The sequence below is a fragment of the Nostoc sp. FACHB-892 genome, from assembly GCF_014698795.1.
GTDB lineage: Bacteria > Cyanobacteriota > Cyanobacteriia > Cyanobacteriales > Nostocaceae > Nostoc.
Genome location: NZ_JACJTR010000035.1, coordinates 41,457 through 53,681 on the forward strand (window position 1 = coordinate 41,457; position 12,225 = coordinate 53,681).

10 protein-coding genes are annotated in these 12,225 nt (G+C 39.2%); 1 reads left to right on the forward strand and 9 read right to left on the reverse strand.

The features are described 5' to 3' along the window. Window positions 1–3 precede the first annotated feature (3 nt). A complete protein-coding gene (locus tag H6G96_RS30145; protein ID WP_190916442.1) occupies window positions 4–687 on the reverse strand; it encodes a response regulator transcription factor in 684 nt (227 codons plus the stop codon). Between the two features lie 266 nt (window positions 688–953). On the opposite strand from H6G96_RS30145, the gene H6G96_RS30150 reads away from it, so the two are divergent. Next, complete coding sequence (locus tag H6G96_RS30150; RefSeq protein WP_190916445.1) at window positions 954–1,739, forward strand: HAMP domain-containing sensor histidine kinase; 786 nt, start codon at window positions 954–956, stop codon at window positions 1,737–1,739. 223 nt (window positions 1,740–1,962) lie between these two features. Here H6G96_RS30150 and H6G96_RS30155 read toward each other — a convergent pair whose 3' ends face one another. The 8 genes from H6G96_RS30155 to H6G96_RS30190 form a co-directional block, all read right to left on the reverse strand. Continuing rightward, window positions 1,963–2,643 carry a hypothetical protein gene (locus H6G96_RS30155; RefSeq protein ID WP_190916447.1) on the reverse strand — a complete coding sequence of 227 codons (681 nt, stop codon included), beginning with the start codon at window positions 2,641–2,643 and terminating at the stop codon, window positions 1,963–1,965. Between the two features lie 137 nt (window positions 2,644–2,780). Next, window positions 2,781–5,624: a DUF3854 domain-containing protein gene (locus H6G96_RS30160; RefSeq protein ID WP_190916449.1), complete on the reverse strand. Its 2,844-nt coding sequence runs from the start codon at window positions 5,622–5,624 to the stop codon at window positions 2,781–2,783. Window position 5,625: 1 nt separating this feature from the next. Continuing rightward, complete coding sequence (locus tag H6G96_RS30165) at window positions 5,626–6,036, reverse strand: hypothetical protein (RefSeq protein ID WP_190916451.1); 411 nt, start codon at window positions 6,034–6,036, stop codon at window positions 5,626–5,628. Window positions 6,037–6,222: 186 nt separating this feature from the next. Further along, window positions 6,223–6,720, reverse strand: a complete 498-nt coding sequence (locus H6G96_RS30170; RefSeq protein WP_190916453.1) for a hypothetical protein — start codon at window positions 6,718–6,720, stop codon at window positions 6,223–6,225. Continuing rightward, on the reverse strand, window positions 6,710–8,527 hold the full coding sequence (locus H6G96_RS30175; protein ID WP_190916455.1) for a type IV secretion system DNA-binding domain-containing protein: 1,818 nt from the start codon (window positions 8,525–8,527) through the stop codon (window positions 6,710–6,712). Before H6G96_RS30175 ends, H6G96_RS30170 begins: the two co-directional genes overlap by 11 nt. Window positions 8,528–8,636: 109 nt before the next feature. Next, window positions 8,637–9,851, reverse strand: a complete 1,215-nt coding sequence (locus H6G96_RS30180; RefSeq protein WP_190916457.1) for a hypothetical protein — start codon at window positions 9,849–9,851, stop codon at window positions 8,637–8,639. Further along, window positions 9,848–10,579 carry a hypothetical protein gene (locus tag H6G96_RS30185; RefSeq protein ID WP_242063446.1) on the reverse strand — a complete coding sequence of 244 codons (732 nt, stop codon included), beginning with the start codon at window positions 10,577–10,579 and terminating at the stop codon, window positions 9,848–9,850. Before H6G96_RS30185 ends, H6G96_RS30180 begins: the two co-directional genes overlap by 4 nt. Then, entirely contained in the window at window positions 10,576–12,141 is a 1,566-nt protein-coding gene (locus tag H6G96_RS30190) for a TrbI/VirB10 family protein (RefSeq protein WP_190916459.1), read from the reverse strand. The genes H6G96_RS30185 and H6G96_RS30190 overlap by 4 nt, the downstream gene beginning before the upstream one ends. Window positions 12,142–12,225: the final 84 nt, after the last annotated feature.

Genomic DNA, 12,225 nt, shown 5'->3' on the forward strand with positions numbered 1-12,225 from the left:
GAACTACCCAATATCTCTCCAGTCTTGGGTTGAAGGTTCTAGGTAGCCCAAACTTTGAGCTTTAATAATGGCATTGACCCGATCTCTAGCTCCCAGCTTCAGAAAAAGGTTGCCAGTGTGGGATTTAACTGTACTAATACTAATAAAAAGTTGATTAGCGATTTCCTTATTGGAGTAGCCACTGGCAATTAATTTGAGAATTTCAATTTCTTGAGTTGTAGGCAACTCATTATATCTTTTGCCTTTAATTTTTGTACTCTGACGATGGTTCAATTCCAGAAATCTCTTGATAATTGCTTGGTCAAGATATTCTTCGTTTTGATAGATACTACGGATAGCGTTTTTAATCGAGTCGATCTTGGTTGTCTTTAAGAAATATGAATCAGCACCACAGGCAAAAGCTTCGTTAATCATATTTTGACTAGAATAAGCACTGAGGATAATAACTTTGGATAGGGTGTGCTTCTTAATCCTGGTTGCGATTTCCAGTCCGTTGATATCTGGTAGCCCAATATCAAGTAAGACAATATCAGGATTTGTTGAGTTGACTAGCTCTAATCCCTCCAATCCGCAGCTAGCCTCACCGCACAGTTCCATGTCTGATTCTTGTGCGATCGCCGTTCTAATGCCAAGTCTACATAGTTCTTGGTCTTCAATTACTACTACCCGAATTGTCATGATAGTCATATTTGCACCGAGAATATTTGCACCGGAAGTTAATCTCTAACCTCTCCTCTTTTTATACCATAAATATTTGAATGGAAGCAGCTAAATTTAGATATATATATTTTTGTTTCTTGCAGAACCAAGAAATAAAAATATTTCTGGATCACCGGAGAATCTTCAACCTAAGCAAGAGATATTATTTGATGATTTAGCTATAATTAGAAATAGTAAATTCTGCTAAAAAGTATTTTATTGAGATCAATTAAATCATGATAAGGAGTGTTTCTATGTCCCAAAAAAAATTAAGAGATAAAATTAATATTTCTGCCTTAGTGCATGATGTATCCAATGCAGTTGTGAATGAATCAATTGTGTTAAAGCAAATGATAGATGGAGAGTACGGTAGTACCTTACAAGAGATAAAAGCAATTCTTGGGTCATTATGGCAGACTAATAACAGAGTTATTCAACTGATAGATATGTATCGAAGCGCTCGTTCAATAGATAGATTTATAGGGGTAAATCCATCTGGGATAGGTGAATTTGATATTTGCGATTTATTGAATAATGTATATCAAGAATATTTGCCGTTAGCAAAATCAAATGGCTTAAAGTTGCACTCCGAAATATGTGAAGAATATAAATATGGAACAAAGGTAAATGGAGATGCAATACATATTTATCGGATGATATCAAATTTGGTAAAAAACGCATTACAATATACAAAAACTGGTGATGTGTTTTTGAAGCTTGTTAACCAGGGTAATGATTTAACGGTATTAATTGAAGATACTGGGATTGGTATTAAGTCAGAAGAACTGGCAAATATATTTTTACCTTTTTACCGCACTGAGGCTAGTACAAACGTGGACTCATCTGGTTCGGGACTAGGGTTATATATTGCCTTAATGGTAGCTTCTTCTCATGGACTAAGGCTATCCGTAGATTCGATAGTTGGTAAAGGCACAACATTTACAGTAATATTTTCCTACAAAAAGGATAAACCTTACGGCTTAGATGATACGATGTTCATAAAAATTGGTCAGGCTCATGCGCTACCTGGACGACACTAAGCTATGGGACAAGATAGAGTATGTAGTTGGATGTTTGATATTTGGGGGGCTGTTTATTGCTGCCGTTATCACATTCAGCACTGATATATTTGAAGCCACATTTTACATATTTCTTGCAACAATAATTGCTCCTTTTGTGAAAATAAATCCAATATTAAGACGGTATCTCTTAATCAGTGGATTTATATTTGGATTAGTCATGGGGTATTTTAGTTGAATGCGCCTAATCTCCTAGATCGGGATTATCATCTTTGTCAAAAGAAAATTCCTGATTTTTATTAGTTTGAATAGGAGGTTGAACTTGTTGTTTTGCAATTCGCTGCTGATTAAAAGCAACAATTTTTTGTGCTTCTTCATTTGAGAGGTTATTGGAGGTAATTGTAAACTCGTTAGTGTGGTCTTTATATGCAGCAAAAGCTTTTTGATTGGATTGGGTTTTGCGGTTAATATTGATAAACTGTATACCTTCTTTAATGAGTAATTGAAGTCTATAAAGAACGCCTTCATAAACGCGGCCTTCATTTTTAGTATCTTGACCTTTAGCAATGATAGTTTGAACAACGGCAGGAATCAGGGACTTTTTGCTAAAGTCATCGCCTTGATGTTGTTTATTAACCTCTTGATTTGCTGGTGTGGAAGGAGTAAAATTAGTGTTTGCTTCCCCTTGAGCCATCATTTGTTGGAGGAATATATGCTTTCTTTGGGTAATTAGATTTTCAACTCTAGAGAAATTATTAGGCTGCTCAGTCACAGTTTTTTCGGGTTGAGATACACCAAACTTTTGAGAATATTCAGCCAGATATTGATTTTTAAGTTGTAGTCTATAATCTTCAACATTTTGAGTACTTTTGGTCAAAATATTTCTTAATTTATCTTCAAGATTTTGACGCGATTGTGAATCCAACTCAATGGGGGATTGTACTGTACTCTGTGGCGCTTTCTCTATCATTAGAGCCAGCCGATAAGCCATCATATTATTCGAGATCCCACTGTTGCGATTAATAGAAGCGATGGTTTCTCTAACATCTGTGGATTGCATAACTAAACTTCCAAGTTGTTTAACTGAGGTTCTGGATTGCGAGGCTGGTTTTGAGTTGGCTTCTGTGTTTCGGCATTTTGGGAAATCTTCGGACTATAAAAATTATTAATCGATTGTTCGCGCAACAATTTTAAATCCTCTGTGATTTCGCTAAGTGGTGGCAAAATAATGTCAGTTTTCCCATAAAGAATAATCTCTTCTTTAGTTTGAATTAAAAATTTAAAATAAAGTTGTGACTGCTCACCTAAAGTTAGTTTAGCATTGGGGTCTTTTTGAAATCGCTCACGAAAACCTTCGTTACCTTGGTTTGCTCCAGATGTCCATCTGACAGAAGTTTCCAGTAAGCTCCAAACTTCAGCTAATGCAGGATGAAGTGGCAAAGGGATATCACGAGTAGCATGAGTATTAGCAGCAGAATTAATTGTTGGGATTTGAAGTTTAGTTGCCAGCAGGCGGAGTTTGTCAATTTCTAATGAGTTAATAGCCATAGAGTGAACTTGATGACTCATTTCTTCATCAGTACGTCTCAATTCTAGGTGTACAGCAACTCTCGTAGTTCCGTTATGTTCAGTTTTTAAAAGCTTGATATCACCACTATTTTCATCATTAGGAGTATAAGTAATGCGATAATTACCTAATTCTAAATCGTGAGAGTTAAAGGCTTCTAGGGTACTTGTAAGTATTCTTAAAACTTCTAAAGATTTAAAACTTTCAAGTATTTTATGAGTGCCATCAGGAGAAAGGGAGCTTAGACTGTTAGCAATTCTCCTGGGGTCTTCATCGAGGGAGGGTAGCTCTTTACCTTGCTTTAAGGTATCTGCAACCGTTAAAAACTCCTGGCGTTCTATAGGTAAAAAATTATCTAAAGGTTTTTGAGTAATATTAATATGATATTGTGAGGCTTCAAACTCCATAATTGGATTATCTAAGTTTGTCGCTTGAGGACGATGAATACTATAAGTAGATTTCTTCTTTTTAATAAGAAAAGTATCGGCACGATAAACTGTAGAGCCATCATCTTGTTGAACGCCATAATTCTTGATAAGCTCTCTGGCAGCAAAAGCAATGTCTTGATTTTGTTTAGCTTCTAAAAACCTTCGAGGAATTGTTTGTTTATAAACTGTTACCTGTTTGATATTGACCCAAGTGTTACCAGTAGGTATGCTGCTAGATTCAAAAGAATCCTTGTTAAGACTAGAGGGTTTTTCAACAAAAGTTTTATTATCCTCTATGGTGTCAGAAATAATTTCGGATTGGCGACGACGGCGTTTCAATAGGTCTAATTCATCTAATTCGTCTAATTCATCGACTGATATTGATTCCGTGTTTTGTGAGTTATGAGTGCTGCTCTGTTCTGAAGGCGGACTAACTTGGGATTGAGGGGCTTCGGGAATAATTACTTGATTATTTGTTTGGGAATTAGTTTGCAAACGAGGCGCAATTTTTGACTCTATCTGTTGGGTTAATAATGCTTGTTGTATTCGTATGGATTTGATAATAGCAGCATACAGAGGGCGAGTACGGGATAGAGGAGATAGAGGACGCAGGGGAGTCAGAGAGGCTTCGGGAATAATTACTCGATCATTTGTTTGGGAATTAGTTTGTGGAAAATCTGCAATTTTTGACTCTGTTTGCTGGGTTAATGATGCCTGTTGTACTTGTATAGATTTGATAGCAGCATACAGAGGGTGAGTACGGGATAAAGGAGATAGAGGACGTAGGGGAGGTAGGGGAGGTAGAGGAGGTAGAGGAGGTGTGGGAGTTGTAGAAGGTGTGAGGAGAATCTCGCTTCCCCCCACACTCTCCACACTCTCCACACTCTCCACACTCTTCGCACTCTTCGCACTCTTAAGCTTTAACTCTTGTCCATTTTTGAGAAAAATAAATTGTCGCAGGTCAGGTAAAGGGTTATTTTGCTGCCAATCTTCAAAAGAAACCGCCAAGGCTTTGAGCTTTTCATAAGCAGCTGCGCCAAGTGCTGCAATCAAATCGTCAATACCTTTTTCTGGCCCGGGTAAAGTGATTATTTTGACAGCAACCCCATGATTGAGCAAAAGTTGACTAGTTTTAATCAAAGCTTTACCGACGTTGACTTGAGTTTTACTTTTGGAATCATGGTCAAAGCAGATTCTAATTTCTCTGTCTGGAGTGGCAAACATGGCAATTTCGGAGCGTAATTTGCTCTCAATTGGATAACCTTGGTCATCTTTAGAGCGATATGCAGCATTAACCCCTGGCAAGCCGATGGCAGCATCACCTTGAGTCAAAATACTAGCAGCTTTCTTAGCGCCTTCAGCAATGGTTACTGGTATATTGTGTTTCCACACAGAAAACCAGAAACCTGATTGGCGATCGCTGGCGCTTGGATTAACGCCAGCTTTCATGTAAATCAGTTCAGCAATATTTTTTGGTACTTCTAATAAGAAGATACTAAGTTCAGCTTTGTAGGGATGTTCATATTTAATAAATTTCCCAGGTTTTTGAGGATCTGGTCTAGGAGAATCAGGCTTGTAACAGCCCCAAAGCTTCTCTTTTGGTTTATCCCCAGGTTGTAAATCACAGAAAGTGCGGGGGTCAACACCACCATTGCACCACCAACCATCAGTAGAATCAAGATATGCGTAAACTTGGAGAGTTTTATCAGTTAAGCGACCAGCATTTTTACGCCCAATCTGGTCACTATACATTAAGTATTCCCAAGATTCATGGGACTGCTCTATGGAATCATAATATAAAGACGTAAAATTAGCAGAGGCAATAATCGGATGAATAGCGCTATCAACTACCAGTTCATGCCAGTGTTTAGGCTCGATATGATTTGGGCGTAAATTAACGAATTCATCCATATTAGAACTCTATTTGGGAGCGAGAATCATCAGAGGTTAAAGAGTTGTTTGTCCTGGAGTCGGTTATAGATGTATTCGTTGATAATGATTCTGTAGAAGCTGGCGAATGCTGAGGAGCGTTTGTATTTGCTAAAGATTGTTCGACAATTTTTTCAACTTCTTTAGCTTCATCTGGGTCTACTGTTACAAAATTATTAGTTTTTGGATCAACTTTTGTCCAAGAATAACCTCCACCTTCATCAAGGTTAAGAGCATAAGTATCTTTTCCAAGTTCAATTCTTGCTCTTTTATTCCATTGTTCTACAGTGTCAGCGCAAACATATTTTATTAAAGGTGCTATGACATTTCTGGCAAAATAATCGCTGCTTTTAGCATAATTGGAAACCAGTTGTAAATGCCGTTCATCAAACATATTTCACCTCAGTTCCCATGTTGTTTTATTGAAGGAGGCAGTTCTTGCTGGAGTCAGAATGGGCGTTTACCCGGATTTCTCACCACATCTCGAATAAGGCTGCGCTTGAGCAGGGGAGCAGGTTCGCTAGTGGGAGCAGAGGAGAGTTCAACGTGCCAAGTTCAATCCCCTCTGCCCCTCTGCCTCTCAAGGTTGTGAGAAATGCGGGGTTAGCCCATTCTGACTTCTGACTTCTACTTCCTGCCTAGTGCCTGACTTGATAATATTTATTAAAGATTTTTGTAAAACGTCATACTGCTGTGGTTTAGCACCGAGACAATTTAAATCAATCACTTCCCCCGATGCCATCACGCGATTAAAAATAAGATGAAATTCTAAAGAGTCTTGATGAAATTTTAAGAAAGTGACATATTGTAAATCATCCCAGCCGATACCTTGGATATATTCATTGAGAATTTGTTCAGAAACATCTGAGGATAGAGTAATTGGGAAACTTTTCAAAGTAATATGAACATAAATTCCGACCTTTTTCAATCTTGGTCTTTGCTTGCTAAAAACTTGATAACTATTAATTATCCAAGCGGGAGCATGAATGTTAACAAGATGACCGGAATGAATGGTCAATGTCTGCATTAATTGGTTAATTATCTCAAAATCAGAAAGAGCATATTCTTTAATCATCATTCTCATTGTTTACTATCCCTGGAATTGGAATCTGAGTATCTTTGTCTAGAATTGATTTAATTTCTCCAACACTTAAAACTTTATTGTTATGATTGTTGTCTTGTTTGACAGGTAAAGGGAAATGCTTATTGACATCATCCACCCTCAAATCTAAGTCGTGCTGAGTCGGATATCTTTGGGTACTTCTGCGAGCTAATCTACTGACAACTGGCTTCCATTTTTTTTCGTTGTATCTGTCGATATCGCGGAGAAATTGAGGAATATTGATGCTTTTTAACTGAGGAACAGACCCCTCTTTTGTATTGGAGTATGCAGGATTGATAAAAACACACTTCCCAGCTGGGAGCTTCAAAAACTGGGCGGACTCAAAGAGCTTTTTAGTTTTCTCTTGATCGCTAATGGTATTATTGCTCTTTCCACCACCAGTAGAACGGCTTTTGTGTTTGTACCTAATTTCTTCATCTCCCAGAAACGAAGAAAACAATTGTGCTGATTCGTTCTCTCCAGGATTAAAAATAAATTTCGTACTGCAAGCACCAAGGATAGTCTTAGCAACTTCCCGACCATAATTCTTTTCCAACTGCCCCATATTCTGCCAGCCGAGGATGCCGCAGAAACCCTCACTTCGTGATTCATTTAACCATCTGAATAAATCGGGCAGATACAAGGAAGGTAATTCATCCAATGCAACTATCAAGGGGTCAGAGCGTTTTTTGGCTATATTTCGGGCGATGGTCATGTGGAGAACGCTAGTCATCAAGGGTGCAACAGCATCGCGGCGCTCTCTGTCTAAACCAAAGATAATCATTTGTTTACCCTTGATTGAGAGTGGTAAAGTCGTTTTACCAATAAAGCAACCCAGTGTGTTTTTGGCCATGAAGCGGGTAAACATGATACTAGCTGTGGCAACAATGCCAGCAACAGTTTTCTCACTTGCGGCGGAACTGAACAACTGACCAAAGGCAATCTTGACCCAAGGGTTGAGATTAGCAGACATTAACCGCGCAATCATCTGCTCACTAGACAAGATGGCAGCACTGGTCATGACATCTGCTCTATCTCCAAATTCTTTGGTTAACATCAATACAGCTTGGGTTAACTGATCCCCAGACGGGCCGAAAAATCCATCTTCATTAGAATTATTCAGAATGCGGAAGTTTTTATTGATGACCGTGGCAATCTGCCGAGCGTTTTCAGCGTCAGAAGAATTTCTTAAAAAATCTAGAGGATTACAAACTTCTGATTCGGGAAAACCAGGGGCAAAAATATGAACATCGTAGCCAAGAACTTTAGCATAAGCAGCGATTTTCGCCTGAGATGGATACTTAAAGTCATATAGTAAAATAGGAAACCCTTGGTCAATTGCGGAGAACAACATGGGATTAATGGCACTGAAAGTTTTCCCACTTCCGGGTGCGCCAATGGCAGCAGTTCCCCTTTGTACTTCTGGTACATAAATCGGTACTCCTCCACTACCAATTTGCTTTTTTGCACCTTTGAATTGATGTCTGCCAATATACAAAGCTACACTATCACATCGGGGATAGGCTATTTGTTGCAATGCTTTTTTCTTAGCTGTACTGCTCTCCTTTCTGCCTCCCCAGTAGCTAGTAGCAATCTTCTTTTTACTACTGCCATCCCCCAAAAAGACTCTCATTAAAATGTAAGCACCAACTAAACTTAAAACTGTCAGTCCATTTGGTGTAAACAAAGCATTGGTATACTTGCCAATGCTGTCATGAGGATTTTGAAGCTGCTCAAATCGAAAGGGTTGATTACTTGGCGAAGTAGTCAAATTATTGCTCATAACGTAACAATTCAGGAGTAACAATAGTTAATTGGGGACGGAATGGCACGCTTGTTAAGCGTAAATCATTGATATTCCTGGCTAGGTTCCACATGAATCTTAGTGGCATTCAATCGGGGACGCTAGAAGGACTACCAAAAATAATTGGGTCTTTTTCATGGTAAGTAATAAATGGCACTGGCCCGATAAAATAGGGGGTACAAGTCCGACCAACAAAAGGAATAGTCTTGCAGAAACGGAAAAACATAGCAGTGTTAACGGAACCCCTTGATTCATCTATATCCCAAACAACTTGTTTAAATGATTTACCAAAGGGATGACGACCTGTTGGCTCAAGACCCCCATTAGCTACAGCTAAAATTCCATAGCCACCTTTTACTTTCTGAACTTTTCCCGAAATCCATTGCGCTCCAGTAGTCTTACCAAGACCTGAAGCTTCAAAGTGGGCGCAATTATTTTGATTACAAGGGATATTAAAACCCTCTTGATAACTGCCAGAGATGCTGCGAATCCGGTTAGCTTCTATATCTCCTAAAGGCAAATCTACTTGACCAACGAAAGAAAGATCCGGCTCTGGTACGCTAGGAAAATTATTCCAAGATAAATCCTTCAATCCAGGGATGTCTGAAATGAGAGTATCTTGCCAATTAGCAAATTCATCAAATGATGAGTTTTCAATTCCCGGAATCGATGTCAGCTTGTATTTAGATAAATCAATTTCACTGCCGAGAGGGATATTGTCTAAGTTGTAATAATTAGCGACATTACCAATTCTTTGATTAGTGCTGATACCCATTTGGCGAAAAAAGTCAGCTATTGGCGCTACACTACTGGCTGATTGATTAGCTAATTCAGGTATAGCCTTGACTAAATCGCTAAGGGTTTGACTTTTAATGACTCCAAAATCGTCAAGATTTAAACCATCTAAATCAATAGCTAATGCCTGAGAGATCGTCGATAGGGTAAGCTTTTCAATATTCAAATTGGCATCTTCAAAATCACCAAGCTCCATAAAATCGCCAATACTTTGTCCAGCTTGCCAAGTTCTAGTCTGATTACCTCTCACGGATGGGTAAGTCACATTACCAGATTCAGATACAATCATGTCTTGAAACTTCATTTTTGACCAGTCTGGAATCAAGCCATTATTGCTACTGACAAATGGGACTTGTGCCGAGGCTTTGGGCAGTATAAATCCAATTACCTGATTCATAATTCCATATTTCCAAAAACTGTGAATAAACAATCCTCCGAGCAACCCAAACAATATTAAATAGCGAATCATGTCAAAACTAATTTTGGGCGAACGCTTTGATGATTTCATATTTGTCCAAGCTCGATTAATTTGTTAACTAATTTAAGTGAGACACCAGCAATATCTGCCGCAATAGACATTTGCTCTCCAGCTTGAAAATGAGTCAAGAATTGCTCAATCCGATTGTGAAGTTCATCAGATGAGGAGAGCAAACCATTACTAATCGCTACGCTCATCCCCGCCCTGATTTGTTTTGTGGTATTGATAGTTTGTACTAGGGGTGATAATAAGGGTCGAGTAGCTGTTGAAGATGGTTTATCCGAGATAATTGACACTTGACTGTATTCAGGACGGGAATTGGATGGGGTAACTTGAAAGTGGTAAACTTTGCGCGAGCCAGAAGTAGTTTGAGTAATCACTGTAAGCAAAGTTGCACTTGTTTGTGGCAGTCCTGGAACCGGAAGCTTTTTGATCCGGCGTAAGTGAAGTAGTCCAGCACTACTGTTTTGACAGTTCTGGTCGATTCCCTCTAAACAACCATCAGTGTCAATCAAAACTTGTGAGGGATCGTCAATCCACACCCGCTTTACCATCTCATTGACTTCATAAAATGAAATTGATACGCCCGAACCATTCCAGACCTTAATTTTTTGCAGCTTGGCAGTACTGCCACTAACCTGAGATTGCTTTATGGTGCGGACTGTGCTTTGAGCATAGGTTTTGACTGGAACTAGACACACTGCCAAAAAAGCAGCAACCCCAAGCTGGAGCGCTGTCATGAGTTTTAACTTCTTCATGGCAACTCCAGAGAACGGTTCACCAAAAAGATAATCTTCGTCCCTTGTGGGATATACCAAACATTGGGGCGAGGGGTGATTTGTTGGTTAGAAGTTTCTGCACGACGAGTAATAATGTCACTAAGCTTGCCAAAAGCACCTTGTAAAAATGCCCCGCCAATATTGCGCTGGCTGTTTGAAGTCGTGCTAGAGCTAAATGTCCCTGTAGCAGAATTAACTACACTGCTCGTAGAATCAGATTGATTCAGGATAGTTCCTACTTGACCCAAACCACTGACTAATCCCACAGTCAAGTCAGAACCTCCCCCTTTCTTATCTTGGAACTGTTTAGCTATCAAGGGTTTGCCGCCTTCTCCTAATACAGAAATTGCACCGCTACTAATTGGGTACTCAGTGTTATCTTTGATAATGCTGGTGACTTGCACACTTGCATAAGAGCCACCATTAACCTGTAGGGGTTCAACGGCCAATAAAGTGCCTTTATGAATTGCCACATTTCCATAGTTGTCATGCAAATCAGCCGTTAATCTAGCAACATAGCGTTTACTATCATCTGGATCTTGCTGTTGTTGGAAGCGATTTTCGCTTTGCTGCTTGACGACTGAAGTCACTAAAATACCATTTGCGAATTCCCCGACAATTAAATAGCGAGTTTTACGCTGTTGCAGAATTTGGTTTTCTTGAGGCAAGTAATTAGCATCTGCTATTTGTTTATCAGATTTAGAATTGGCTGACCAACGAGGGCGAATTTTCTCAATTTCTGTGGGTGTACTGTTAGAGAAGTTAGGACGTGTTTGCTGTGTTGTATAAGCACTATTAGGTGGCTGTAGTTGAATTCGTGTTGTACTCGGTGTTTGAAAGGATGTTGCCTCTGTTGATATCTGCTGGTTATTTGAAGTAGGTGTATAAGCGATTTTTCCGTAAGATCCTAAGCTGCGAAGTCGATTAAATTCAGCTATCACGTCTGTTGGCGTTTCTGTTTTCGGCGTAACAGTCCTAACAGGATTACTAATTCTTGGCAATATTTGATTACGAGGTGGTGATGAAATAGTCGAGTTAGTTCTACTCGGAACGTAATATCGTCTAGGGCTAGGACTTTGTGTTTGTGCTACAGGTCTAGCTGTTGATGGTGGTGGTGAAGCTGCAACACTTACAGGCTTACTATTAACAAAAACTTCTTCCTTACTCTGATTAATTTTATTCAATTCATCTTCTTGTTTATTCAAGGCTAATTTGGCATAGACATCACCATCTTGTTGCTCGACTTTCTCCAAAGCTGGGGATGTTTTATCAGCTTTAGCAGTTATCGCTTCTGGACTTCTACCAGGATTGAAAATGCCATTGAGAAAATAAAAGATTACTAAAAACCCGAAGCCAAAAGGAATAGCGATTATCCCCAATCTTGACCAAGGAGAAGTACTGACAGTGTGCTTGGTAATCGATGGAAATTCTTCAGAGTCTTCCCGGTTAGGCTTTTCTCTCCTTTGTCCATCATTTGTATCCTCTGAAAATCTCAAGATTTGATCTATAGTCAAATTCTGGTGTTCGTTTTTTAGTGACATAATTATTAAAGGAGGCAGGAGTTGAAAGGCAGGAGGCAGGAGGTCGATTAGAGGGAGACTTAAACCCAAATGGGCGAGGCAAAA